Origin of the sequence: Mucilaginibacter sp. (assembly GCF_039921305.1) — a bacterium.
Classification (GTDB): Bacteria; Bacteroidota; Bacteroidia; order Sphingobacteriales; family Sphingobacteriaceae; genus Mucilaginibacter.
In genome coordinates this window covers 12778-39611 of the sequence record NZ_JBDSCA010000025.1, presented here as the reverse complement: position 1 = coordinate 39611, position 26834 = coordinate 12778, and the positions used below count along the sequence as shown (strand labels likewise).

Genomic DNA, 26834 nt, shown 5'->3' with positions numbered 1-26834 from the left:
TATTTCATTCACACATTTGCAGATCTGCACATTCTCTATAATTCTTTTACTGCTTGTTTAAATTGGTCGCCACGGTCTTCGTAATTTTCAAACAGATCAAAACTGGCGCATGCCGGTGATAATAAAACCGTGTCGCCTTTTTCGGCTAAGTGATAAGCAACCTGCACCGCTTCTGATGCTGAATGTGTATTGACTATTATTTCAACATCATCTTCAAAAGCATCATGAATGCGGCGGTTATCTTTGCCTAAACACACTATTGATTTCACTTTTTGTTTAACCAACTCTTTCAGCATCGCGTAATCGTTACCCTTATCAACGCCACCTAAAATGAGTACCACATCATTACTCATACTTTCGAGCGCGTACCAGGTTGAGTTAACGTTGGTTGCCTTGGAATCGTTAATGAAACTGATGCCTGATATTTTGGCAACAAACTCCAAACGGTGCTCAATGTTTTGGAAATCGCTCATGCTCTCACGTATCGTTTCGTTGCGTATCTCCAGTACTTTGGCAACAATACCCGAAGCCATTGAGTTGTAGATGTTGTGTTTGCCTTGTAGGGCCAGTTGGGTTAATGACATTTTAAAATGTTCTAATGATGTGTTTATAATTAAGTTTTGATGCTCAAGGTATGCGCCGCGCTCAATTGGTTTTTCAATTGAGAAGGGCAGTAATTGCGCTGCGAATTTGCGTTCTTCCATGCCTTTGATGGTTTCGGCATCATCGGCGCAGTAAATGAAATAATCGGCAGCGGTTTGATTTTGGGCTATGCGGAATTTTGATGCCGCGTAGTTTTCCAGCTTATAATCGTAGCGGTCCAGGTGATCTGGTGTAATGTTCAACAACACCGCTATATCCGCCTTAAACTCATACATATTATCGAGCATAAAGCTGCTGATCTCTAACACATAGTGATCAAACTTTTGGGTAGCCACCTGGTAGGCAAAACTTTTGCCGATGTTACCTGCCAGGCCAACATTCAAACCCGCATTTTTCAGGATGTGGTAAGTTAAGCTTGTGGTGGTGGTTTTGCCATTTGAGCCGGTAATACAGATCATCTTAGCATCGGTATATCTGCCTGCAAATTCAATTTCAGAAAGCAGGGCAATGCCTTTTTCTTTGATCTTTTTAATGATGGGCGCCTTATCGGGAATGCCGGGGCTTTTCACTATTTCCGTAGCGTTCAGTATCTCTGCTTCGGTATGCTGCTGTTCTTCAAAACGGATGCCCCACCCAGTTAATTGAGTTTTGTATTTATCGGCGATAGCGCCAAAATCAGAAACAAAAACATCGTAACCCTGCTGTTGTGCAAGGTAAGCAGCCCCTGCACCGCTTTCGCCGGCACCAAGAACAACAAGGCGAGCCCCCTCCGCCCCCTGAAGGGGGAACTTTTGATTGGCTGCTTTGCTACTGCTTTGCATATTTGTTTTCAATTCCTTTTAAACTCTATTTATATTAAACTATCTGTTCCCCTTTTAGGGGGTTAGGGGCCTATCTCAATTTCAATGTCAATACCGTTATTACCGCTAATGCTATGCTGATGATCCAAAAACGGGTTACGATCTTAGCTTCGTGGAAACCTCTTTTTTGAAAATGGTGGTGCAAAGGCGCCATCAGGAATACCCTTTGGCCTTCGCCAGTTCTCTTTTTGGTGTATTTGAACCAGCCCACCTGAATTATAACCGAGAAATTTTCGATCAGAAATACCCCACATAATAATGGAAGCAATAATTCTTTACGGATCATGATAGCGAAAACCGCTATAATACCACCAATAGCCAAACTACCAGTATCGCCCATAAATACCTGGGCGGGATAAGAGTTGTACCATAAAAAACCCACACAGGCTCCAACAAATGCTCCTGCAAAAACCACCAGTTCGCCCGAGTTAGGGATGTACATAATGTTAAGGTAATCGGCAATAACCGTGTTACCGGATACATAGGCCAGGATTGCCAGCGTTATCCCTATGATTGCCGATGTACCCGTAGCGAGGCCATCTATCCCATCGGTTATATTGGCGCCGTTGGAGATAAATACGATTATCGCGATAACGAAAACCATAAATACCAGCAAGGTGTAATGCTCATAACCATGCCCGAAAAGTTTAAGCACTTTGCCGTAATCAAATTCATTGTTTTTGTAAAACGGCATGGTGGTTTTGGTAGACTTAATATTTTGCGTATAAACCGCTTTGTTGTTACGCAGGTGAAATTCAACCGGAACATCATATTTAACCGGCAGTTTTACTTCCTGACGGATGATAATATCTGAGTTTGAATACATTGTCCAGCCGACGATCAAAGCCAAACCAACCTGACCAACTATTTTAAAACGACCCGCTAAACCTTCTTTGTTCTTTTTAAATACTTTGATGTAATCGTCTAAGAAACCGATGGCGCCTAACCAAACGGTAGAAACCAGCATCAGGATAACGTACACATTCTCAAGTTTGGCAAATAGCAAAGTAGGCACCAGGATACCCAGTAAAATGATGATACCACCCATTGTAGGTGTACCTTGTTTTTGCATTTGGCCCTCTAAACCCAAATTACGCACGGTTTCGCCAACCTGTTTAAAGCGCAGGTAGTCGATCAACCTCCGACCATATACCGTCGTGATGATCAACGATGTGATGACAGCCATAGCCATCCGGAAGGTAATGTACTGAAACACACCAATCCCAGGGATGCTAAAGTTGTGATCTAAATAATTAAACAAATAATACAGCATCGGCTATTGTGCTAATTGGTTAAAGTTGTTCAACAATTCTTCTTTATCATCAAAGTGATTTCGCACTCCGTTTATTTCCTGGTATTTTTCGTGACCCTTGCCGGCTACTAAAACAATATCGCCTGGTGAGGCTAAGTGACAAGCGGTTTTTATCGCTTCGTGCCTGTCGGTTATGCTGATGGTTTTCTTTTTGCCTTCGGCATCAACGCCTACTTCCATATCTTTAATGATCTGTGCAGGGTTTTCTGACCGGGGATTATCTGATGTGAGGATAACCTTATCGCTCCATTGACAAGCTACTTTAGCCATAATGGGGCGTTTGGTTTTATCCCTATCGCCACCACAACCAATAACGGTTATTACCTTTTCTGTCCCTTTGCGGATATCGTGAATAGTGCTTAATACATTTTGAACAGCATCCGGCGTATGGGCATAATCAACTATCGCGATCACTTTATTTGGCGATATCAGGTAATCAAACCTACCCTCGGCACCTGTTAGTTTGCTTAATGAGGTTAGCACTTTAGTTTTATCCTGACCTAACAGAATAGCTGCACCATAAACGGCAAGTAAATTGTAAGCGTTGAAACTGCCTACCATTTTAAACCAAACCTCTTCGTTGTCTATCTGTAAAAGCAAACCGCCAAATTGATTCTCTAATATTTTAGCTTTAAAATCGGCCAGGCTTTTTAAAGCGTAGCTTTTTTTACTGGCTTTGGTATTTTGCAACATGATGTTGCCGTTCTTATCGTCGATATTGGTTAGGGCGAAAGCTGTTTTAGGTAGGGTATCGAAAAACGTCTTTTTAGCTTTTAGATAATTATCGAATGTTTTGTGATAATCTAAGTGATCGTGAGTTAGGTTAGTGAATATTGCACCAGAGAACTCTAAACCCTCGATACGATGTTGAGCTACGGCATGTGAGCTTACTTCCATAAAGCAGTAATCGCAACCCTGATCAATCATATCGTTCAACAAACCATTCAGCACAACCTGGTCTGGCGTGGTATGAGTTGCCGGGATAACTTTGCCGTTGATCTGATTTTCTACTGTTGACAGCAACCCGCATTTATAACCCAGATCACGGAATAATTGGTATAATAATGTAGCTACTGTGGTTTTACCATTAGTACCGGTAACGCCAACCAGCTTTAGTTTTTTAGAGGGATGCCCGTAAAAGTTAGCGGCCATTTGCCCTAAGGCAACGGCAGAATCGGCAACCATTACGAAGGCTACTTCGCCAGTTGTGTGGCCCGGGAGATCTTCGCATATAATGGCAACAGCTCCGTCTCTAATAGCTTGTTCAATATATTCGTGCCCATCAACCACAGTACCTTTAACAGCAACGAACAGACAGCCCGGCGCAACCTTGCGCGAATCGAACACAATGGATGTGATTTCCATATCATCAGCTCCCTGCAACTCGGTTGCCGGTACGCCATTTAATATTTCGCTTAGATATCTCATTCCAGTTCGATTTGAATTTTTGAGCCCTTTGGAATAATGCTACCACCTGTTACCGATTGCCTGGCCACAACACCACTTCCACGTACATTTACTTTATAACCTGCATTGCCCAAGGCATACAAGGCATCGCTTAAACCCATGCCCGTTACCGATGGAACCATGCCTTTTTTATATTTTACATCGTCTACAGCAACACCATTACTAGTATCGGTTACCGGAGTATTTGATGCGTAAAGCGGTTTCATACCCAGTTTGCTGTAAACTTGTTGTATGGCTTTCCTATCACCAATTTTAACTTTTGCGGGTTGCGTGTTACCTACCAAACGAATAGGTGCTGCTTGCTCCATTTTCAAATCGCTCGAATAAACTTTATCTGCTATCTCGCGGAATGGCGGGCCAGCTACCTGCGCGGCATAATAACTTCCTTTAGGATCATTAACCACCACGATCAACGAATATTTAGGATGATCTGCCGGGAAGTAACCGCAAAATGATGCCTGGTACTGCTTTTTAGCCTTGTAGCCAGCTCTACCGTCGGCAACCTGCGCTGTACCGGTTTTACCGGCAATTTTATATAGCGGATTGTTGATGATCGTTTTACCTGTACCTTCGGATACTACACCTTCCAGCATTTCTCGCATGATCTTAATAGTTGCCGGGTTAGATATCTGCGGGTTGATAACATGAGCCTGAAAGCGCTCAACAGTATTGCCCAATCTTTTAATCTCGCGAACAAAAAGCGGTGATACGTATTTGCCATTATTAGCAACCGCGTTATAAAACGAGAGCATTTTTAATGGCGTTAGCTGCATTTCGTAACCATAAGCCATTTGTGGCAGGGTCATGTTTTTGTTCCAGCTTTTGTTTTTAGGGTTTTTAACAACCGGCTGTGCTTCGCCGGGTATTTGCAGACCCATTTTTTCATTCAGTTTCCAATTATATAAATGATCGGTAAATTGTGATTGGTTATTATGGTAAGCGTTATTGATCAGGAAAGCGACTGCCGCATTTGATGATTCTTCAAAGGCTCTTTTAACCGAAACAACGCCAATACTGCCGTGCGAATCTTTGATGGTATGATTGGGTATCCTATACTCGCCTGTATTTACACGGGTACTGGTATCCACTTTATGATCTTCCAGCAAAGCCATGTATGATGCCAGTTTGAAGGTTGAGCCGGGATCCTGATTACCTGCTATGGCATAATTGAATTGCTCTTTATAGATACCCGTACTTACTTTTGAATAATTGGCAACGGCACGAACTTCGCCAGTGGCAACTTCCATCAGGATAACGCAACCGTGATCGGCATCGCTTTTGATCAGTTGCTTTTCTAATGCTTTTTGAGCTACATCCTGAAAATTAACATCGATAGTCGACATAATATCGGCGCCTTCTTTAGGCTCAATTTCTTCTTCATCGCCATTGCTGTTAACCGGCATCCAAACACCACCCGCAATACGCTGCATTAAGCGCTGGCCGCTTTCGCCATTGATGTAGCCTGAGTAAGCACCTTCCAAACCAACCGGGTTAGTGATGTTCTCATTTTTATAACCAATGGTACGGGCCGCTAACGAACGGAAAGGCAGTATGCGTTTGTTTTTTTGTACGATGATCAAGCCGCCTTTATACTTGCCCATATTGAAGATGGGGAACTTACGAACCTGTTTTAACTCCTGATAAGTTACATTACGACGAACCAGTTCATAACGCGAACTATCTTTACGGGCATCCCTAAACATGCGCGAGTAATCACTTGCCGAGTGGTCGCCAAAAAACTGGGCCATTTTTAACGCTAGCGAATCTATCTTTTCGTAAAAGATATGATCGTCGGCAATGCCACCGGCCAGCATATCCATGTGCAACTCATATTCAGGAACCGATGTTGCCAATAAACTCCCATCATAAGAGAAGATATTACCACGGGCGGCCTCAACCTTTACATATTTAGTAGAAAGACTATCAGCCATAGCACGCCACTTTTTACCCTGTACAAACTGAACCCGGCATAGCTGTACAGCTACGGCCAGCGCAAATAGCACGATTAACCCGAAAGCCAGGTAAACCCGCAGCAGTATGTTAGTCCTGATACTCATTTGCTATCGCTTTCAATGGTTAATTTTTGTGGTGGTTCAACAGATATTTTGATACCTAATGTATCTACCCGTTTTGCAACCTCTGTCAGTGTACTTTTATAAGCCAAATCGGCTTTGGTCGATTTATAATCCCAGTTTAATTCTTTTACTTCTTTAGTCAGCTTATCTATTGTGCGCAGGTTCTTTTCGGATAAATGCCTGTTCGCGATGTAAAGCATCCCCAAAAAAGCGACGTACAAGATAAATGGAAGCGCTTTTGTTGCCGACTCGGTCGACATAAAACCCTTGCTGAAAAGCTGGGTAAAATAGTTTTCAGAAAACTCCTTAGGCGCTTTCTTTTCAACTATCAATTCCTTCTCTTCCTCTTCTTCCGCAATCTCTGCACGTAAACGATTGTTCATCTTTTTACCGCTATTCTTAATTTTGCACTGCGTGCCCTATTATTTACTTTAATCTCCTCGTCGGTAGCAGTTATGGCTTTGCGCGACACGGCTTCGTAGGGCCTGTCATCATTACCATAAATATCCTTTTCCAGTTCACCGCTAAACTTTCCTTTCGCGATGAAGCTTTTCACCAATCTATCTTCCAGCGAATGGTATGACATTACTACCAATCGGCCACCAACAGCTAATACCTCAACCGATTGTTTTAAAAACTCCTGTAAAGCCTCCAACTCCTGATTAACCTCGATACGCAGCGCCTGAAAAACCTGCGCCAGGTATTTATTTTCTTTCCCCCTCGGCAACAATACCGCTATCGCGCTTTTTAAATCGGCAATGGTATTGATCGGGTTATTCAACCGAGCCGTTACTATGGTGCGGGCCAGCGTTTTTGCATTTTGCACTTCGCCATACATCCCGAAGATGCGGTGTAGCTCCGCTTCGCTGTAACCATTGATCACATCCTTAGCAGTTTGACTCGCGCCCTGATCCATCCTCATATCCAGATCAGCATCAAAACGGGTGGAAAAACCACGCTCCGCTTTATCAAACTGATGGGATGAAACACCCAGATCGGCCAGTATACCATCCGCCGGAATCGCTCCGTGCAAACGGCAAAAGTTTTTCAAGTATTTAAAATTCTGATCTATCAGTTCAAAACGCTCATCATCAATCGTATTCGCCTGCGCGTCAACATCCTGATCAAAGGCTACCAGTTTACCATCCTTACCCAGGTGCTTCAAGATCTCCCTTGAATGACCACCACCTCCAAAAGTCACATCAACATAAGTACCGCCTGGCTGGATAGCCAAGCCATCAATGCACTCCTGCAACATAACCGGATTATGATAATTACTCATTAGTAGCCCTCCCTAAACGCCCCATCACCTCTTCGGCCAGATTGGCAAAATTTTCGGGCTCGTTATCCATCTGTGAATCGTAAGCAGACTTAGCCCAAACCTCAATTTTATTGAACTGACACGAGAGCACTACCTCGGCATCAATGCCCGCATACTCCAACAAAGCCTTTGGCAAAAGCACCCTTCCGGCAGCATCGGGCATCAACTCTGATGCACCACGGGTAAAATATCTTATAAATTCGCGTGTCTTTTTTTCGTATTGGTTAAGCTTCGCCAGGTCATCCACTATCTTATCCCACTCCTTTCGCGCATATATCACCAGATGTTTTTCGAAGCCACGATTGATCACAAGACCCTCTTTCTCAGCTTCTGGAAGCTGTTTTTTGAGGCCAACGGGAATCATCATCCTCCCTTTGGTATCCAGTTTACAATCAAATTCTCCTAAAAAATGAGACATAAGTACACTTATCCAAAATTTGTTAGGTAAAAGTAGAAAAACATTCCACAAATATCCACTTTCTCCCACCAAAAAGTTTTCAACAAATATTACGAATGCTTGGCTCCCACTTTGATGTTGGTATTACACCGATTACGTGTAATTGCACCGATTTTGAAATTTGAGTTTACGGTGGGAAAAGTAGTGAAGCGGCCTGTTTTTTTTGTAAATGAGACGGATTTTTTGTATCTTGTAGAGAAGAAGATTAAGATTCGAAATCAGGATCAAGATTTGGAGAACACCGACAAATACCGACCGAATTGTTACGATGATTATTGTGGTTAGCGGATAAATATTTAAAAGTTACCAACGTTAAACAGTAATAAAACACCGGTAAATACCGACCGATAAGTTACGTTGGTTATTGCGAAATGCAGAGTTTTAGCTTAGTTTCGTGATTACAAATCCACTCCTCGCGGATCGGAATTAGAAAGCCCGGCCAACGGGCGGGTGAAACATTGAAATACCGACAAATACCGATGACCATTGGGAATTACGACCTCAAATTTAAAAGCACATTGCAATTGTTAATTGTGAGGGCTATATTCGGGATGTAATTTAAAATGATACTTATGCGCGTTTATAGGATAGTGTTTTTGTTTGCGGTCTTGTTTATGGGTTTGCAGGCGAACGCTCAAAAGGTGATCGGTTTTAAGGATGAGCATATCCGGTATATGGGGCGTGTTGCGTACCAGACTGATGCGGTTAAACTGATGTGGTCGGGCAGCTGGGTGCAGGTTAACTTTACCGGTACCGAGGCTAAGGTGAGTTTGAAAGATGAGCGCGGCGATAACTTTTTTGATGTTATTATTGATGGGAAGATAGTTGTACTGCATCCCGATGCCGAAAAGCGTACCTATACTTTGGCTAAGGGTTTATCTAATGGCATGCACAGCTTATTTATTTTTAAGCGTACTGAATGGGCCGATGGCAGTACCTTGTTTTACGGCTTTGAGTTTAACCAGGGTGCCGAAGTGAATCCTTTACCTCCGGCTAAAAACCGGAAAATAGAATTTTATGGTGATTCGATAACTTCGGGATATGGTATTGAGGATTTTGAGGGTGGTAATAACTCGTACCTGCCGCCTTTTAAAAATAATTACCTGAGTTATGCCGGGCTTACTGCAAAACATTATGACGCGCAATACTCGTGTATCAGCAAAAGCGGTATTGGCGTTACTGTTGGTTATACCGATATGACGATGCCTGAATTGTATGACAGGCTTGACCCTAATGACAAGAATAGCCATTGGGATTTTTCGAAGTTTACACCGGATGTAGTGGTAGTTAATCTGTTTCAGAATGACGCGAGTATGATGCGCCAGGGTGATGCACCACAGTTTAAGGCCCGGTTTGGCAATCAGCAGCCCTCGGAAGAGTTTATTACCGAGGCTTACCGCAAGTTTATTCAAAACATCCGTAGCAAATACCCTAACGCTCAAATTATTTGTGCTTTGGGTAGTATGGATGCCAGTAAGGAGAGTTTACCGTGGAGAGGGTATGTTGAAAAAGCCGTTTCGAGGTTGAACGACAAAGCCATTATGACACACTTTTTTGATTATAAGAATACGCCGGGCCACCCCAGTGTTGAAGAGCAAAAGACCATGGCTGATGATTTGATCAAGTTTATTGATAACCATGTGAAATGGTGAGCCCCCCAACCCCCTGAAGGGGGAGCCTTTGATTGGCATGGTGGTTACACTTAGAGGAAAGACCTTTGCGCTCCGTCCTTCGACTGACGTTTAGGATGACAACCGGTACACTTCGATGTGTTTATAGATTGCTATAATTTTAAGCTCCGCCTACTTTTTGCTGTTCTGGTTTTTCGCCGGGGCCGGGTAATTCGGGAGCATCGCTTGTAGATGAACCACTTTCGTGATGAATCTCTTGTTCGTTGTTTTCGTGTGGAGAGGGCTTGTTACCGGTTTGATAGTCGGGTTCGCCTTGCTGGGCCTCGTTTTTGAAGTTGTTGTTTTCGGGTGCCTCTTCTGATGGCTCCGTTTTGGCAAAGTAGGCGTTTGTATAGCCCGCATTTTGTGATGGGTTAGCCGGATCATCACCAGTTGGTGGATGGCTTGTTCCGCCAAATTTGTGGCCGCCCATGCCTTCACCTTCCATACCTGGCGCGTTGGCATCCTTCATTTCGCCACCTATGATATAGTTTTTACGCAGACTGGCTTCGTCGGCATTTTTGTCGTCATCAACCCGGTAAGCGTTAGGTTTGGTATCGTTGGTTGGTTTTTGAACCTCTCCTTGAGCGTTCGCTAACGGTTCATCTTGTAAGTTCATTAGTTTATTGTTATGTTGTTATGTTGTTATGTTGTTATGTTGTTATAGTGTAATAGTTAATATTGTTGAATTGTTTTAGATAGATGTGAGATTGTGGACATGAGATTTAGACAGACATCCATACACTTATCTCCTATCTAAAATCTCAATATTCGTATCTAATCCTTAATTTTACATCACCAATTATATATTTCATGAACAAAGTTGTTTTGAATGCCGATGAGGCTATCCGCGATATTGCTGATGGTATGACCTTAATGTTAGGTGGTTTTGGCTTGTGCGGTTTGCCCGAAAATTGTATTGCCGCACTGGTGAAAAAGGGGGTTAAAAATTTAACCTGTATATCAAACAATGCCGGGGTTGACGATTTTGGTATTGGATTGATGCTTAAACAACGGCAGGTGAAAAAGATGATATCATCTTACGTAGGTGAAAACGCCGAGTTTGAGCGCCAGTTATTGAGCGGCGAACTTGATGTGGAACTCATCCCGCAAGGAACATTAGCTACCCGTTGTATGGCTGCGGGTTATGGAATGCCCGCTATTTTTACGCCTGCCGGTATTGGTACCGAGGTTGCCATTGGTAAAGAGGTACGCAACTTTAATGGCAAGGAGTACCTGATGGAAATGGCCTTTGATGCCGATTTCGCTATTGTAAAAGCATGGAAAGGCGATACTATGGGTAATTTGATCTATAGATCAACCGCCCGCAATTTTAACCCGGTAATGGCTATGGCCGGAAAAACTACTATTGCCGAAGTAGAGGAGCTGGTACCAGCGGGCGAATTAGATCCCGATCAGATACATACACCCGGTATTTATGTTCACCGTATTTTTAAAGGTGTGGATTATGAAAAGAGGATTGAACACCGTACAGTTCGTACAGCGTAGTCGGAAAGTCCGGGAGTCGGGAAGTCCGAAAGAAGCATGCATCAATTTCCTTCCGAACTTTACCGACTTTAGGGCTAAAACCAAGTTTCGTTATTTGAAATAATTAAAAACATTTACGAAATATTTTACTTGTTATAGGTACCAATGTTTATTGTAAACATCTAAAAATATAACCTATGACAACGATAAATCAAGAGTCTTGGAATGACCGGGATGGACAGTTCGAGAACAATAACAGCCAGGCAGCCGATTCGAGGCTTGACGAGAATAAATATAACCTGGATACCGACGAGGATGATCAAAACCTAAGCGATGATGACCTAACAGGTAGTGACCTGGATGTTGATGGAGATGATGAATGGAATGAAGCTAATGTGAATGAAACCGACCTGGACGAGGATGACCTGGAAGATAACGATGAGGCTAATGCCGATTTACATAGCGTTAGGAATGATCAGTTTGGTAGTTTAGCATCATCTGTTCAAAACGGTCCGGACCCGAATGAAATACCTGAGGAAGGCGAATCGGGTAATGAAGAATTAGATTATCCGGATAACGATAATGTGGAGCAGGCTAAAGATGACGAGGTGAATTACAAGGAACCAAATGAGGTTTCGCAACCCAATACCACCGAAAATCCGGATAGAAATGCTGCCACATTGAATAACCTCGACCCAACGTTTACTGATGAATCTCACGATCGCCAAAGTAAAAGAATGGTTGATCATGAGCCGGGAGCCGGTTCAACAACTGGTGAGCACGGGGCTTACAACCTATAATTGATATTGATGGAGCTACACTGTGCCTTTACGCCAGTGTAGTTTTTATCTGATTAAATCCATACCTTGAATAAAAATTCATTGTTTATGGAACGTCGTAAATTTCTATTAAGCGCGGGTTTATCCATGGCATCAATTGCCGCTTTGCGTAATCAGGGTTTTGCTGCCATTTTGCAAGATCAGAAATATAAAATGAAAGCCCTGCGCAATAATGTAGGCATTTTTACTGAGCAAGGTGGTACTATTGCTTATTTGGTAAATAAAGAGGGTATTGTTGTTGTTGATGCGCAGTTCCCTAATACAGCTCCGCATTTGATAGATGAATTGAAGAAGCAATCGGATAAGCCTTTCCAATGGTTGATCAATACCCATCACCATGGCGATCATACGAGCGGAAATATCGCTTTTAAAGATTTGGCTAAGAATGTGGCGGCGCATGCCAATTCGTTAATTAATCAGAAGGCGGCAACTGCCGGTAAAGAGAGCGCTCAATTGTACCCTGATACCACTTTTACCGATACCTGGAAAATAAAAGTAGGTGACGAAAGTATTCAAGCTCATTATTTTGGCCCGGGCCATACCAATGGCGATGCCATGATCCATTTTGAAAATGCCAATGTTGTACATACTGGCGACCTGGTTTTTAATCGCCGTTACCCGGTTGTTGATCCCAAAGCGGGGGCATCTGTAAGACACTGGGCCGTAGCGCTCGAAACCGCGCAAAAAACTTTCAATAAAGACACCCAATTTGTTTTTGGCCATGCTTTTGATCCCGAAAAGGTAACGGGTACTATGGCCGACCTGAAAGCTATGCAAAATTATATGGAGAATTTGGTAGCCTTTGTTGGATCACAAATTAAAGCCGGCAAAACTAAAGATGAGGTATCACAAGCTACGGCTATACCCGGAGTTACCGAATGGCAGGGACAGGGCATTCAACGAAGTTTAGGCGCCGCGTTTGACGAATTGAGCGCAGGTTAATTCCAATCGCTTACTTGCGGCATTTTTGTGAGGTTAATCAAGATACTTGATCACCTGGCGTTTGGTTAAGTTTAATGCTCTGTTACTTGATGCATCGGCAATCAAGATAAGTTTAAACTCTTAGTTTAGCTAAATAAGTGCTATTATTTATTCTCATGATAATCGAAGGCTATGTTTTGTAAGAACCGGAGCGCACCCAAACAAATAATGCCAACAAATATATAACTGACGCTAATTGCATTGACTAATTTAGTTAATAACAATAATAATAAAGGCGACAGTTACTTAAAACTATCGCCTTAGATATATCTTGCTATGAATCATTAAGATGATCCATAAACTATCTTAGTTCGCCATCATCTTCAAAAACATAGCCAGTTTGGCTTTCATTTCGCGGCGATCGACTATAAAGTCTAAGAAACCATGCTCCTGAACAAATTCGGCAGTTTGGAAACCTTTAGGTAAATCTTTTTTGATCGTTTCTTTAATAACACGCGGGCCAGCGAAGCCTATTAAAGCACCTGGTTCGGCAATGTTAATATCGCCTAACATGGCATATGATGCGGTTACCCCACCGGTAGTTGGGTCGGTTAATAACGATATGTAAGGTATTTTAGCTAATGATAATAAAGCCAGTTTAGCCGATGTTTTAGCCATTTGCATTAACGAGAATGCGGCTTCCATCATACGTGCTCCGCCTGATTTGGATATCATCAGGAATGGTATTTTGTTTTTGATGCTATAATCGATAGATCGCGCTATTTTTTCGCCTACTACCGATCCCATGGAGCCGCCGATGAAATTGAAATCCATACAGGCAACAACCAGATCCTGCCCATCAATTTTGCCATGCGCCGCGCGGATAGCATCTTTTAAGCCGGTTTTTTCCATGCTCTCTTCTAAACGGGCGGTGTATTTCTTGGTATCCACAAAATTCAATGGATCACCAGACGTTAGATTGGGAAACAACTCGGTAAACTCGTTATTATCAAACAATACAGAAAAATATTCTTTTGAACCTATCCGTAAATGATAATCGCAATAGTGACAAACATATTGATTTTCTACCTGCTCAGAGTAGTGAAGCGGCTTTTTACAATTCGGACACTTGTTCCAAATCCCATCGGGCGCTTCTTTTTTTTCTTCGGTAGTAGTTATAATCCCTTTGGATTCTCTTTTAAACCACGCCATTACTGTGTCTTTCTCTTTCAATTGACTGCAAAGATAGCAGTTAATACTTAATAGGTAAAATGTTAATTTAGGATATACGATGGTGTTAATAGTACAATAAGCTAATTGTAATGGATTGCGGCGTTTAAATTGATGTTTTATAGCTAAATAACACAATAAGAATAAAGTATTTTACAATTAATTTTTAACTTCGGCCAACAAACCAAAAAACTGAGAAATGAGCATTAAAAATTATAAAGGCGTATTGCACGGCGACCAAGTGCAGGAGATGTTTGAAGCAGCTAAAAAGCACCAGTTTGCTTTGCCTGCGGTTAACGTAATAGGTACAAACTCTATTAACGCGGTTATGGAAACTGCCAAAGCGGTTAACTCACCGGTTATTATCCAGCTATCGAATGGTGGCGCGCAGTTTTACGCAGGTAAATCGTTAGATAACTCTAAACTGCAAGCTTGTATTTTAGGTGGTGTATCTGCTGCAAAGCACGTGCACTTATTGGCCGAGCATTATGGTGTAGCCGTTATTTTGCATACAGACCATGCCGCTAAAAAATTATTACCATGGATTGATGGTTTGCTTGATCATGGCGAGAAGTTTTTTGCCGAAACCGGGAAACCTTTATTTTCATCTCACATGTTGGATCTATCTGAAGAGCCTATCGAAGAGAATATCGAGATATCTGCCAAATATTTAGAGCGTATGGCCAAAATGGGCATGACTTTAGAGATTGAGCTTGGTGTTACCGGTGGCGAAGAAGATGGTGTAGATAACTCTGACGTTGATAGTTCACGTTTATATACCCAGCCCGAAGAAGTGGGTTACTCTTATGAGCACTTATCAAAAGTTAGCCCGCGCTTTACCGTTGCTGCCGCTTTTGGTAACGTACATGGTGTTTACAAACCAGGGAACGTTAAGTTGGAACCAAAAATATTACACAACTCGCAAGAGTATGTGAAAAAGAAATATAACCTTACTGCCGAAAAACCGATCAACTTTGTATTCCACGGTGGTTCTGGTTCAAGTCAGGAAGAAATTCGCGAGGCTATCTCTTACGGTGCTATCAAAATGAACATTGATACCGATATGCAATGGGCATTTTGGGAAGGTATTAAAGATTACTACCAATCAAAAGAAGGCTATTTGCAAACACAAATTGGTAGCCCTGATGGCGAGGATTCTCCAAACAAAAAATATTATGACCCACGCGTTTGGTTACGCAAAGGCGAAGACCAGTTTGTTAAGCGCTTAACCGCGGCTTTCGAAGATCTGAATTGCTTGGATGTGAACAGTAAGCTATAATTAAAACCGCATTAAATAAAAGAACGCCAGCAACAACACTGGCGTTTTTTTGTTACCCTATAAATTGCAACATTATGTCTCAAAAGATAAAGAAAAATTTCTTCGAACGGTTTTCAAATTGGGCCACAAATGCTACGGGTAGTTCAACCGCATTTTTGCTGGCGGTGGCGTCTATAGTGATATGGGGAGCAACCGGGCCTGTATTTCAATATTCTACAACCTGGCAGCTTATCATTAACACGGGTACTACCATTATTACCTTCCTGATGGTGTTTTTGATCCAGAAATCTCAGAATAAAGATTCAAAAGCTATCCATCTAAAATTGAACGAATTAATCGCCGCTCATCAGGGCGCCAGTAACCGGATGGTGAATATTGAAGATATTACCGAAAAGGAACTGGATCAGTTGCATAAGTTTTACGTTCGATTATCTATCTTAGCTAAACAGGAAGACGATTTGGGCTGCACCCACTCTATAGATGCGGCTGATGATAATCACCAGTTAAAATCGGAAGGGGTGAATCGCCATAGGGAACGCGATAAAAAGAAAGCTAATGCCGAAAGTAAATAAAGTATATGCTCATGATGATCTGGAAAAGGTTTTCGCTGTAAGGCGCGAAGTTTTTGTTGGCGAGCAACATTGCCCACCCGAACTGGAATGGGAGCACGAAGAAGAATCCAACCATTTCTTAGCCACCGTTGATGGTATTCCTGCCGGAGCAGCACGCTGGCGTAAAACGGATAAGGGCTACAAACTGGAACGTTTTGCCGTACTATCAAAATTCAGGGGCCATGGCGTAGGTCAGGCTTTGGTTAGGGCCGTATTGAACGATTTACCAACCGATGCGGGCTACGTTTACCTGCATGCGCAAATACAAGCGGTAGGCTTATACGAGAAATTTAACTTCGAGAAAACCGGACCGGAGTTTGAAGAAGCAGGTATAAGGCATTATAAAATGGTATTCGTAGGATAAATTTACCCAAATATCTTCGTCGAATAAGCCATCGCCTCATTCCATTTATCCATATTGAGGTCCAACTCAACCCCTTGTTGTTGCAAATAACTGATAACATTCTCAGTAGCAATATTCCCCGTCAAATCATCAGCGGCCATTGGGCAGCCACCAAAACCTTTTAAGGCGCTATCAAAACGTTCGCAACCGCACTCATAAGCAGCTTTTATCTTTTCTAAGCTGCTTTGTGGTGTCGAATGCAAATGCACACCAAATTCCGTTTCCGGAAAATCTGACCTTAGAGTAGGGTAAATCTCGCTGATCTTTTCAGGAGTGGAAACCCCGGTAGTATCCGCCAGCGAGATAATGCGGATGCCTTCACTAACCATTTGTCCGGCCCATTGAGCTACAATCTGGTGGCTCCATTCATCTCCATAAGGGTTACCAAAAGCCATAGATAGGTACACCAACAACTCCTTATTATTTTCACTACAAAGCTTATTCGCCTTTTTAACCGTTTCGAACGATTCCTTGATACTGGAGTTGGTATTCTGCTGCTGAAAGGTTTCTGATATGGAAAACGGAAACCCCAGATAGCTGATCTCGTCAAACTGTACCGCATCTTCGGCACCACGTAAATTAGCTATAATGGCCAATAATTTTGATTTGCTCTTACCCAGATCAAGTCGAGCCAGCACATCCGCCGTGTCCCGCATTTGCGGAATAGCCTTAGGCGATACAAAACTGCCAAAATCTATCGTATCAAAACCAACCTGCAACAACAGGTTAATATACTCAGCTTTGATATCAGTCGGCACAAAATCATGTAAGCCCTGCATCGCATCGCGTGGGCATTCAGTCAGTTTTATGGCTGGCTTTCCTATCATACAATTAAATGAGGTACAAACCGGCTTGTATTGCTGGTTATCAATCCGTCAGATTCCCTGATACCCATACCCGCGGGTTGTTGCCCAACAATCCAGCTACCAATAACCGGGTAGTTACCATCAAAATCAGGCAGTTTGCATAGCTCCTGAAAAATGTAACCTTCCTCGCCGTATTCGCCTTCGGTATTGGCTATCACTTGCTCATTTTCAACTATGGTAATGTTTGCGCCTTCGCGGGATAGGATCGGTTTCTTTACATAATTCTTCAGGTTGCTGCGGGTGAAATACGATGGTAGCAGGTTTTTATGATACGGAAATAGCTGCCATAAAATGGGGAGTATCGCTTTGTTGCTTAGTATCATTTTCCAGGTTGGCTCAACCCAATAAGCATTTTGCGTATCGGCAACTATGTTCTGTCCAAAGTCTTCATTCACCATCCACTCATAAGGGTAAAGCTTAAATATGTTACGGATCGGATTATTATCCAGATCAACAAAACAGCGGTTACCATTGTCCCAACCAATATCTTCAATGTAAATAAAGCTGGTTTCCAATCCGCCCTGCATGGCGCAATCCTGCATGTAAGCTGTGGTAGTAAAATCTTCCAAACTATCTTTTATACAGGTAAAATATAGCTTATCCTGGTGCAGGTAAGTTTTAAGGTACTTCCAGTAATCGATCAGCTTCTCGTGTAACGAGTTAAACTGATCCTTCGGCTCATCAAAATCCTTCAACCAAAACCATTGCACTATTGATGCTTCAAATAGCGATGTAGGCGTATCGGCATTAAACTCTATCAGTTTAGGTTCGCCAATACCATCGTACCATAAATCAAACCTTCCGTATATAGCCGGAGCATCATTATTCCACGAATCAATAATATGCGGAACTATAAAAGCCGGTATCTTAAAGGCCTCAAACAGGTTATTGTCAATCACATGCTGTACAGCTTGTACGCACATATCCCAAAGCTCGGCTGTAACTGTCTCTAGTTTTTCAATCTCGGGCATGGTAAAACTGTAATAAACGGCTTCATCCCAATACGGCACATCGGTTGTATGAAAGCCGAAACCTAAACCTTCAACCGTTTTTTGCCAGTTATTGCGTGGCGTAGTTTTAATGCGATGCATAGTATTATGAAGATGATGAAGCATGAAACCCGCCCGAACTCCCAAAACCGCCACGGGATACGCCGCCGCCTTCTGAAGAGTGAACGCCACTATTGGAATAACCCTGACGGATATAACCACTACGGCCTCCATAAGCGCCACCGTAGTAGCCGCCATACCCATTGCCATAGTATGCGCCGGGGTAATAAGTGCCAAACGCGTGGAATACATAATAACCATGATAGCCGGTTGTAGCATGGGTATAATTACCGGTAGAATCGGTACGCATATAAAGCCGGTTATGCTCCGGTTTGTTGTGGCTACAACCCAATAAGCCGGTAACCAGCACTAATGTAATAGCTTTCGATTTTTTCATCTTATCGGCTATTTAACAGTTACAAAAAAATCGTAATCCTTCGGGATAACCATATCCTTCGTATTGCCATCGTCGTCCTCGCCTTCGGTTTTGGTTTTACCTAAGCTTGGTATGGTATCTTTAACATCAAACTCTTTAAGTTTTGCGCCTTGTTTCCAAACTACATAATGTGTAGTAACCAGGTCTTTAAGCGAGTCGATGTGTTGTGTACTTAGCGTTACCGCGATACTGCCCTTAGTGTCAACTTCTTTGGCTTTATCCCCATTGTCGTCATCACAAGCAGCTAAAAAAAGGCAAAGTATAAATGCTGCAGGTAAAAGTTGTTTCATTGGTATGATATATTTACCCAAACATACAGTAAATTATGTAAGATGGAAAAGGTAAAAATGGAAGATGTATACATTTGAAAACTCATAATCTTCCAGCTTCTATCAAATTAATCATCCGCCTTGGGCAAATGCTCCGTTTCTACAATTTCTTCTCTCGAAAACTTGCGAATGATCAGCCTTGCGCCGCCATTATAGCTAAAATAGCTACCTATCCAGTTAATAAACACCACTACCTTATTACGAAAACTAATGAGCGACATTAAATGCACAAACATCCACGTTAACCAGGCAAAAAATCCCTGGAAACGTATTTTGCCAATATCAACCACCGCTTTATTACGCCCAACCGTAGCCATCGAACCCTTATCAAAGTATTTAAATGGTTCCGTTGGTTGGTTATTAATGATCTTGATAAAGTTCTTCGCTAAATGTGTACCCTGCTGCATAGCTACAGGCGCAACACCGGGATGGCCCTTAGGTGTACCCTCGGTAATAATTGCTGCCACATCGCCAATGGCGTAAATGTTAGTTTGACCGGTAACTAAATTCCTGTCATCGGTTTGTATCCGGTTACCTTTCACAACAACGTCTTTAGGCAAGCCTTCAATTACCTGCCCCATAACCCCTGCCGACCAGATCACATTATGTGTCTTAATGCTCTTTCCATCACCAAATTTGATCTCTTTGCCATCGTACTCTTTCACCATGGTATCGGTCATCACCTCAACGCCCAATTCTTTTAAAAACTCAGTTGATTTTGCCGATGCCTGTTCGCTCATTACCTGTAAAACTTTAGGCAGCCCTTCAACCAAATAAACCTTCATTTCCTCCTTATTCAGTTCCGGATAATCTTTATGAAGAATGTGGTTACGCAATTCGGCAATAGCGCCCGATAGTTCAACACCTGTGGGACCGCCCCCTACAACCACAAAGTTGAGGTAAGGTTCACGCTCTTCTTTGGTAGTAAGCAATATGGCCTCCTCCAAATTTTGCAATATCATACTGCGCAGGTTAAGCGCTTCCGGAATACTTTTCATTGGCATCGAAAAATGCTCCGTTTGCTTATTGCCAAAAAAGTTGGTGGTCGATCCTGTCGCTATCACCAGGTAATCATACTTAACCTCGCCAATGGTAGTATCCAATGAGTTCCTTTCGGGATTGATCTCCATTACCTCAGCTATCCTGAACCTGAAATTTTTTTGCCCCTCAAAAATCTTCCTTAACGGGAAAGCGATCGAATCCGCCTCTAAACCACCCGTAGCAACCTGGTAAAGCAAGGGCTGAAAGGTGTGGTAATTATGCTTATCCAACATAATAATATCAACAGGCTTATCATCAAGGTGTTTAGCCAGTTCAATACCACCAAAGCCACCGCCTATAATTACGATCTTCGGGAATTTAGATTCATTTGCTGTTTCCATTATATTAGTACAGTTAGGCTGACCTTCTGTTTGGTGAAAATCTAAATTTGAGAATTAAGATACCAATAACAAATGCTAGGTATCCATGGGTGTTTTAAAAAGCACCAACAAATCAACTAACACAAATACAACCATTCCCATGTCAAAAAACTAACTAGTTGCCCCAATTCAAAAACATATTCCGGTACTTTGCCCGTCCTTATGAATAACAGTACAAACACACAACCGCAACTCACTCCGCTAACTTTATGGGTAATTACTATAGCCACAGGCCTAATTGTAGCTAACCTATATTATAACCAACCATTGCTGGATATTATATCGGAGGCTCTGCACGTAAGCAAAGCCAAAGCCGGCTTAATTTCTATGCTCACCCAAATGGGCTACGCCGTAGGTATGCTGTTTTTGGCTCCGCTGGCCGATATGGTTAAACGTAAGCGCTTAATGATGTTCGATTTTGTTTTCATGCTCATCTCGCTCATAGCTGCAGGTTTCGCAACAGATGTTAATCTGCTCATTATAGCCAGTTTTTTTATCGGAGCCACCTCTATGATACCACAACTATTGGTACCCATGGCCGCGCATCTGGCTACACCTCAAAACCGGGGTAAAGTAGTTGGCCAGGTAATGAGCGGCTTGCTAATAGGAATCCTGCTATCCCGAACCTTAAGTGGCTTTATTGGCGAACACTTAGGCTGGCGGGCCATGTTTTTAATAGCAGCAGGGCTTATGCTCATCATCTGGATCTTCCTCTATTTTCTACTTCCCGAAGTTGAACCGGAGTATAAGGGCAATTACGGCACACTCATGCGCTCAATGGCAACCTATTTTAAAAACGAACCGAAACTCAGGTTAGCGGCATTTCGGGGTGCATGCGTATTTGGTTGTTTCGGCGCTTTTTGGACCACCCTCACCTTCCTGTTAAAACAACCGCAGTTTGATACCGGACCGCAAACTGCCGGTTTATTCGGTTTAGTGGGCGTTGCCGGTGCTTTAGGCGCATCGCTAATGGGCCGCATAAGCGATAAAATGGACCCATACAATGTAACTACCGCAACCATTATAATGGTGATACTTGCCTTTTTGGTGTTCAGCTTTTCAACAGCCAGTATGGTAGGTTTAGTTATTGGTGTTATATTATTAGATATGGGCGTACAAGGCACTCACATATCTAACCAAACCATGGTTTTAGCACTACATCCCGAAGCCCGCAACCGCATCAATACCGTTTATATGGTATGCTATTTTATAGGTGGGTCTTTAGGTACTTATTTAGCCAGCCACCTTTGGGAACATTACCATTGGACGGGCGTTTGTACCATAGGATTCCTATTTTCTATCGGTGCGTTAACAGCGCATCTGGCCAGCCGCAAAATAGCCACGGCAAAGAAACTGGATCTGGTTTAGGTATTTTGCCCCGACCGTTTACTACCGTATTAAATTTGTTGCATTTAAAATATACTGAAATTTTATATCTTAACAGTTTTAAATTTCCACATGAAAAAACTGTATTTTTTATTCGCAGCAATACTATTCAGCATTTGGGCAAAGGCACAAACTACAGCCCCTGCTCCTATTAAAGCCAACTACCAGTTAGCCGCTCGCTTCTCACCAAAAAAGATCGAGAAAATGGTGTTTACCGTTAACGCCGATGCGCATTGGCTAAAACAAAGCAACCGTTTTTGGTATGTGTACGAAACCAGCAACATCAAAAACTGGTACCTTGTCGACCCGCTTCTGAAAACCAAAAAACTGATATTTGATAAGGACCGCCTGGCCGCCGAGATCACCAATATAATTAAAGACCCATTCGACGCGCAACACCTCCCGATAGAAAACCTGAAATTTACTAAAGACGAAAAAACTATTCAATTTGAACTAAAAAGCTCTTTAGATCAAGTAAAGAAAGATCGTAAAGACAAGAAGGCCGCTGATTCTCTGGAAAAAAAATCATTCTACTTTCAATATAACCTAACTACCCAAACCCTATCCGAACTTAAAAACTACGATAAGGTAAAACCTAAACCTACCTGGGCATCTATAGCTCCCGATAGCAGTGCCATCATTTTCTCCCGCTACAATAATTTGTATTGGATGGATAAGAATAATTACAAAAAGGCCCTTAAAAATGAAGATGACAGCACCGTAGTAGAGCACCAGCTCACTAAAGATGGTGTTGAATTTTATGCCTATGGCGGATATGTTGAAAATGAAACCAATGTAGATGAGGTCAAAAACAAAAAGAACCGTAAACCATCATCGGTGATATGGTCGCCAGATTCAAAGCATTTCGCCATGATCCGTACCGATATGCGCAAGGTGAAAGATCTGTGGGTGATCAATAGCATTGCAGAACCTCGTCCAACCCTCGAAACCTATAAATACCAGATGCCCGGCGAAGCCGAAAATGGCAGGGATGAGTTGATGCTATTTGATTTTGCAGCCAAAACCGGTAAAAAACTCAATGTATCATCATTTAAAGATCAGGATATTTCAACGTGGGCGGCACCAAGCCTGGCTAAAAACCGTGATGATGAGTTCAAACCTTCAGTTTGGTTGGGTACCGATAACAAGTTTTACTTTTACCGTACCTCGCGCGATTTAAAACGTATTGATGTTTGTAGTGTTGATATCAATACCAATGCCGTAACCATACAAGCGCAAGAGCGAATGAACACTTACGTGGAAATTAACCGCCCCGGCTTAATTGATGGTGGTAAAGAAATGGTGCAATGGAGCGAGCGTGATGGCTGGGCACATTTTTATTTGTATGACGAAGCAGGCCACGTTAAAAACCAGATCACCAAAGGCCCCTTCCATTGCGACGATATCATCAAGATTGACGAGAAAAGGCGAATCCTCTATTTCACCGCATCGGGCCGCGAACCAAATCAAAACCCATATTATACCCACCTATACAGCATTAACCTAAACGGCACAGGCTTAAAGTTGCTCAACACAGGTGATTTTGACAACACCGTTAGCATGAATGATAACGAAAGCTATTTCGTTAATATTTCTTCCCGGGTAAATGCCGCGCCAAAATCTGTACTAATGGATAATAACGGCAACAAGGTAATGGACCTTGAAACTGCCGACCTATCCCGCCTGATGGCCGCAGGCTACAAGTTTCCGGAGCCATTTAAAGTAAAGGCTGATGATGGCATTACCGATCTATACGGCGTAATGTATAAACCCTTTGACTTCGACCCGTCAAAAAAATACCCATTAATTGAATACGTATACCCCGGCCCCCAAACCGAAGCGGTTAACAAAGCGTTCAGCTCACGTATGGATTATGTTGATAGATTAGCGCAATTGGGCTTTATTGTAATATCGGTAGGTAACCGCGGTGGTAACCCCGAGCGTTCGGTATGGTACCACACCTTTGGCTACGGCAACCTGCGCGATTATGGCCTGGCTGATAAAAAAACCGCTGCCGAGCAACTGGCCGATCGTTACCCCTTTATCGATATCACCAAAGTAGGTATCACCGGCCACTCAGGCGGTGGTTTCATGTCCAGCGCGGCCATGTTAGTATACCCTGATTTTTTTAAAGTAGCCGTTTCCGAATCAGGCAATCATGATAATGCCGTTTATAACCGCTGGTGGAGCGAAAAGCACAACGGCGTAAAAGAAATAGTGACCCCAAAAGGCGATACAACATTCAAATATACCATTGATAAGAACCCCGATATTGCCAAAAACTTAAAAGGCAGACTAATGCTCTCCACAGGCGATATTGATAACAACGTACACCCGGCTAATACCATCCGTTTGATTAACGCCCTCATCAAAGCCAACAAACGTTTTGATTTTGTGCTATTGCCCGGCCAACGCCACGCTTATGGCGATATGTCCGAATACTTCTTCTGGCAAAAAAGCGATTACTTCGCTAAATGGCTATTAGGCGATTTTAATCAGCCGGTTGATATTTTGGAAATGGATAAAGAAGTGGAAAGGAAAAAACCCTGATTTTGATTGGTATCCCGGTTTTCAACCACAATGGAATTTTAAAACAATAGAACAAGCTACCTGGAACAACAACAAAAATTTTCTGCACTTACAAGTCTACATTAGATGAGTAAGTGCAGAAGATCTCTCAATCATTCCTCTTCAAATAACAAAGAAGAAAATCCGAAATCGAACATCCGATTTCCGAAATCCCCTAAAACTCGCCCTTATGCTGCTCTACAATCTCCTTTAAAAAGGCATAAAACGGCTTGGCAAATTCTTTCCGGCGTAAAGCAAACTCAACATTGGTTTTCAAAAAATCGAGCTTGTTACCAATATCGTAGCGCTTACCTTCAATGGTATGGGCATACATACTTTCGCTTTTCAGCAGATAAAGCATGGCATCAGTTAACTGTACCTCGTTGTTTTTACCCGGAGGGGTTTTCTCTAAAGCCTTATAAATTTCGGGCGTTAAAATGTAACGGCCGGCTATTGCTAAATTTGATGGCGCTTTATCTACAGCCGGTTTTTCTATCAGCGTATTCAGGCTCATTAGCGTGTCCGATAACATATCGCCACCAACAATACCATAACGCGAAACCTTATCATGCGGAACCGTTTCAACCGCGATAACAGTGCTTTGATATTGCTCGTAAATATCAATCAGCTGTTGTGTTACGGGTATTACAGAGTTAATAATGGTATCGCCCAACAGCACCGCGAAAGGTTCGTTACCGGTATGGTGGCGTGCATACATTATAGCATCGCCTAATCCGTTGATCTCCTTTTGGCGAACAAAATGAATATTGGCCATATCCGATAGGTGCATGATCTCGTCATACATCTTATCTTCTTTTTCAAGCAAACGGGCTTCCAGTTCCGGGTGACGATCGAAGTGATCTTCAATAGAACGCTTGCCCTTACCAGAGATGATCAGGATATCTTCAATACCAGAATCAACCGCTTCCTGCACAACATATTGTATGGTAGGCGTATCAATTATCGGGAGCATCTCTTTTGGTGATGCCTTAGTTGCCGGTAAAAATCGGGTTCCTAAACCTGCTGCCGGTATTACTGCTTTCTTTACCATATTATATCATGTAAGGTTTTATAACGCGTGCGTTAATCTTTTTTAAACTGTAAACTAATTTCTTCAACATCTCATCATCCTGGTAAATACCAATGATGGCCCCGCCCGATCCGGTGAACGATGCCGAAGCGCCACAAGCCCGGGCAGTATTAATCAACTCCATATTACTATCGCTGATGCTCATTATCTTGGTACGATTATCAAAGTTGGCATTGATCAGTTCGCCCAAAAGCGTATCATCTTTAGCTTTTATGGCCTCTGCACCGGCATCAGCTAAATTAGCGATAGTGGTTAAGGTATTAATAGTATGCTCATCGCCTTTATCATACTTGGATCGGATCTCGTTCAAAACTTTGCCCGATACTTTACCCAGGTCTGTTTTGTATGCGATGTATAATTTAGGCAATAACATGGGATTGATTGGCGTATAAACACCATGACCATGCTTTCCCATCTGTTCTTTGTTAAAATCCATGTGAACACAGCCCTCGTAGCATTGTATCACACGGTCTTGCAGTCCGGCATTGATACCCATTTCCTGGGTTTCGGCCTGTAAGGCAATGTTTGGTAAAATGTGCATGGGTATTTCAACCTTATAAAACTGCATTAAAGCTTTCAATGTAGCGATAATGATGGCGCTGCTTCCTGCCAAACCTACCTGACGTGGTATGGTTGAGTGATAACGGATAGTGAAATTCTTATTAGATAACTTTACCCCGCTTTCATCGCAATAATCACAAAACTTTTTAATGGCCGCTTTAATGATGGGGATACCACCATTATAACCTATCAGGCTCACGGTTTCTTTCAGATCATAAATATTGCGGAATGTATTTACATCGGCCTCTTGTGGTTCAATAACCAACTCGGGCGATTGGTACAATAGAATTTGAGCCCCAAAATTTTTGATACTCAAGCTTATCGTTTTACCAAAATATCCATCGCTGGGGTTGCCAAGTAAACCGGCTCTCGCAAACGCGCGCGAATCAATGATCATAGTTGTAGTTGATATTTGTGTTGGCTAATTTGCAGATAAAATTAAATATCCGGAAATATTTAATCAATTGGGGCGATTTTAGAGTTTCACCCTCACGTATACCTGGATATTTTCATTACTAAATCATAATAACTTCAATTACCAGAATAATAAAGCTTGGATGTTCTTACTAACTGAAGGGGGATAAAGTAAGAT

25 protein-coding genes are annotated in these 26834 nt (G+C 42.4%); 9 read left to right on the top strand and 16 right to left on the bottom strand.

The genetic code is table 11. The annotated features are described in order from the left end of the window. Positions 1 to 35 precede the first annotated feature (35 nt). The 7 genes from murD to mraZ all read right to left on the bottom strand — a co-directional run bounded on the left by murD (position 36) and on the right by mraZ (position 8056). Positions 36 to 1424: a UDP-N-acetylmuramoyl-L-alanine--D-glutamate ligase gene (gene murD, locus ABIN91_RS07140; RefSeq protein WP_348049947.1), complete on the bottom strand. Its 1389-nt coding sequence runs from the start codon at positions 1422 to 1424 to the stop codon at positions 36 to 38. A 70-nt stretch (positions 1425 to 1494) separates the two neighbouring features. After that, a complete protein-coding gene (gene mraY / locus ABIN91_RS07135; protein ID WP_348049945.1) occupies positions 1495 to 2736 on the bottom strand; it encodes a phospho-N-acetylmuramoyl-pentapeptide-transferase in 1242 nt (413 codons plus the stop codon). A 3-nt stretch (positions 2737 to 2739) separates the two neighbouring features. Then, positions 2740 to 4203 carry a UDP-N-acetylmuramoyl-L-alanyl-D-glutamate--2,6-diaminopimelate ligase gene (locus ABIN91_RS07130; protein ID WP_348049943.1) on the bottom strand — a complete coding sequence of 488 codons (1464 nt, stop codon included), beginning with the start codon at positions 4201 to 4203 and terminating at the stop codon, positions 2740 to 2742. Beyond that, positions 4200 to 6299: a penicillin-binding protein gene (locus tag ABIN91_RS07125; RefSeq protein ID WP_348049941.1), complete on the bottom strand. Its 2100-nt coding sequence runs from the start codon at positions 6297 to 6299 to the stop codon at positions 4200 to 4202. The genes ABIN91_RS07130 and ABIN91_RS07125 overlap by 4 nt, the downstream gene beginning before the upstream one ends. Then, positions 6296 to 6700 carry an FtsL-like putative cell division protein gene (locus tag ABIN91_RS07120; RefSeq protein ID WP_348049939.1) on the bottom strand — a complete coding sequence of 135 codons (405 nt, stop codon included), beginning with the start codon at positions 6698 to 6700 and terminating at the stop codon, positions 6296 to 6298. The genes ABIN91_RS07125 and ABIN91_RS07120 overlap by 4 nt, the downstream gene beginning before the upstream one ends. Then, positions 6697 to 7599, bottom strand: coding sequence for a 16S rRNA (cytosine(1402)-N(4))-methyltransferase RsmH (gene rsmH, locus ABIN91_RS07115; RefSeq protein WP_348049937.1), 903 nt, complete (start codon positions 7597 to 7599; stop codon positions 6697 to 6699). Before rsmH ends, ABIN91_RS07120 begins: the two co-directional genes overlap by 4 nt. Beyond that, the gene (mraZ, locus tag ABIN91_RS07110) at positions 7592 to 8056 is read right to left on the bottom strand and encodes a division/cell wall cluster transcriptional repressor MraZ (protein WP_348049935.1); all 465 of its coding nucleotides are present in this window, start codon (positions 8054 to 8056) and stop codon (positions 7592 to 7594) included. The genes rsmH and mraZ overlap by 8 nt, the downstream gene beginning before the upstream one ends. Before the next feature lie 611 nt (positions 8057 to 8667). Between mraZ and ABIN91_RS07105 the strand changes: the two genes are divergently transcribed. Further along, positions 8668 to 9747 carry an SGNH/GDSL hydrolase family protein gene (locus tag ABIN91_RS07105; protein WP_348049933.1) on the top strand — a complete coding sequence of 360 codons (1080 nt, stop codon included), beginning with the start codon at positions 8668 to 8670 and terminating at the stop codon, positions 9745 to 9747. Positions 9748 to 9886: 139 nt separating this feature from the next. Here the strand turns inward: ABIN91_RS07105 and ABIN91_RS07100 are convergent, their stop codons facing one another. Continuing rightward, complete coding sequence (locus ABIN91_RS07100; RefSeq protein WP_348049931.1) at positions 9887 to 10384, bottom strand: hypothetical protein; 498 nt, start codon at positions 10382 to 10384, stop codon at positions 9887 to 9889. Positions 10385 to 10578: 194 nt separating this feature from the next. Between ABIN91_RS07100 and ABIN91_RS07095 the strand changes: the two genes are divergently transcribed. The 3 genes from ABIN91_RS07095 to ABIN91_RS07085 all read left to right on the top strand — a co-directional run bounded on the left by ABIN91_RS07095 (position 10579) and on the right by ABIN91_RS07085 (position 13034). Beyond that, a complete protein-coding gene (locus ABIN91_RS07095) occupies positions 10579 to 11274 on the top strand; it encodes a CoA transferase subunit A (RefSeq protein WP_348049929.1) in 696 nt (231 codons plus the stop codon). Between the two features lie 176 nt (positions 11275 to 11450). Further along, positions 11451 to 12053, top strand: coding sequence for a hypothetical protein (locus ABIN91_RS07090; RefSeq protein ID WP_348049927.1), 603 nt, complete (start codon positions 11451 to 11453; stop codon positions 12051 to 12053). A gap of 87 nt (positions 12054 to 12140) precedes the next feature. Beyond that, positions 12141 to 13034 (top strand): MBL fold metallo-hydrolase, encoded by an 894-nt coding sequence (locus ABIN91_RS07085; protein ID WP_348049925.1) that lies wholly within the window; start codon positions 12141 to 12143, stop codon positions 13032 to 13034. A 345-nt stretch (positions 13035 to 13379) separates the two neighbouring features. Here the strand turns inward: ABIN91_RS07085 and accD are convergent, their stop codons facing one another. Beyond that, positions 13380 to 14225 carry an acetyl-CoA carboxylase, carboxyltransferase subunit beta gene (gene accD / locus ABIN91_RS07080; protein WP_348050197.1) on the bottom strand — a complete coding sequence of 282 codons (846 nt, stop codon included), beginning with the start codon at positions 14223 to 14225 and terminating at the stop codon, positions 13380 to 13382. A gap of 217 nt (positions 14226 to 14442) precedes the next feature. Here accD and fbaA point away from each other — a divergent pair, with 217 nt between their 5' ends. The 3 genes from fbaA (at position 14443) to ABIN91_RS07065 (ending at position 16497) form a co-directional block, all read left to right on the top strand. Then, the gene (fbaA, locus tag ABIN91_RS07075; RefSeq protein WP_348049923.1) at positions 14443 to 15522 is read left to right on the top strand and encodes a class II fructose-bisphosphate aldolase; all 1080 of its coding nucleotides are present in this window, start codon (positions 14443 to 14445) and stop codon (positions 15520 to 15522) included. Positions 15523 to 15596: 74 nt separating this feature from the next. After that, the gene (locus ABIN91_RS07070) at positions 15597 to 16094 is read left to right on the top strand and encodes a low affinity iron permease family protein (RefSeq protein ID WP_348049921.1); all 498 of its coding nucleotides are present in this window, start codon (positions 15597 to 15599) and stop codon (positions 16092 to 16094) included. Beyond that, complete coding sequence (locus ABIN91_RS07065; RefSeq protein WP_348049919.1) at positions 16078 to 16497, top strand: GNAT family N-acetyltransferase; 420 nt, start codon at positions 16078 to 16080, stop codon at positions 16495 to 16497. Before ABIN91_RS07070 ends, ABIN91_RS07065 begins: the two co-directional genes overlap by 17 nt. A 2-nt stretch (positions 16498 to 16499) precedes the next feature. On the opposite strand, the gene ABIN91_RS07060 is transcribed toward ABIN91_RS07065, so the two are convergent. From ABIN91_RS07060 to ABIN91_RS07040, 5 genes are all read right to left on the bottom strand, one after another. Then, a complete protein-coding gene (locus tag ABIN91_RS07060; protein ID WP_348049917.1) occupies positions 16500 to 17363 on the bottom strand; it encodes a hydroxymethylglutaryl-CoA lyase in 864 nt (287 codons plus the stop codon). Continuing rightward, positions 17360 to 18493: a glutathionylspermidine synthase family protein gene (locus tag ABIN91_RS07055; RefSeq protein WP_348049915.1), complete on the bottom strand. Its 1134-nt coding sequence runs from the start codon at positions 18491 to 18493 to the stop codon at positions 17360 to 17362. Before ABIN91_RS07055 ends, ABIN91_RS07060 begins: the two co-directional genes overlap by 4 nt. Positions 18494 to 18497: 4 nt before the next feature. Further along, complete coding sequence (locus ABIN91_RS07050) at positions 18498 to 18848, bottom strand: hypothetical protein (RefSeq protein WP_348049913.1); 351 nt, start codon at positions 18846 to 18848, stop codon at positions 18498 to 18500. Between the two features lie 8 nt (positions 18849 to 18856). Further along, complete coding sequence (locus ABIN91_RS07045; protein ID WP_348049911.1) at positions 18857 to 19177, bottom strand: hypothetical protein; 321 nt, start codon at positions 19175 to 19177, stop codon at positions 18857 to 18859. Between the two features lie 107 nt (positions 19178 to 19284). After that, complete coding sequence (locus ABIN91_RS07040; protein WP_348049909.1) at positions 19285 to 20598, bottom strand: NAD(P)/FAD-dependent oxidoreductase; 1314 nt, start codon at positions 20596 to 20598, stop codon at positions 19285 to 19287. Positions 20599 to 20799: 201 nt separating this feature from the next. Between ABIN91_RS07040 and ABIN91_RS07035 the strand changes: the two genes are divergently transcribed. Further along, the gene (locus ABIN91_RS07035; RefSeq protein WP_348049907.1) at positions 20800 to 22005 is read left to right on the top strand and encodes an MFS transporter; all 1206 of its coding nucleotides are present in this window, start codon (positions 20800 to 20802) and stop codon (positions 22003 to 22005) included. 90 nt (positions 22006 to 22095) lie between these two features. Beyond that, entirely contained in the window at positions 22096 to 24573 is a 2478-nt protein-coding gene (locus ABIN91_RS07030; RefSeq protein WP_348049905.1) for a DPP IV N-terminal domain-containing protein, read from the top strand. A 193-nt stretch (positions 24574 to 24766) separates the two neighbouring features. Here the strand turns inward: ABIN91_RS07030 and galU are convergent, their stop codons facing one another. Next, positions 24767 to 25642, bottom strand: coding sequence for a UTP--glucose-1-phosphate uridylyltransferase GalU (galU, locus tag ABIN91_RS07025; RefSeq protein WP_348049904.1), 876 nt, complete (start codon positions 25640 to 25642; stop codon positions 24767 to 24769). 1 nt (position 25643) lies between these two features. After that, positions 25644 to 26639: a hypothetical protein gene (locus ABIN91_RS07020; protein ID WP_348049903.1), complete on the bottom strand. Its 996-nt coding sequence runs from the start codon at positions 26637 to 26639 to the stop codon at positions 25644 to 25646. Between the last annotated feature and the right edge of the window lie 195 nt (positions 26640 to 26834).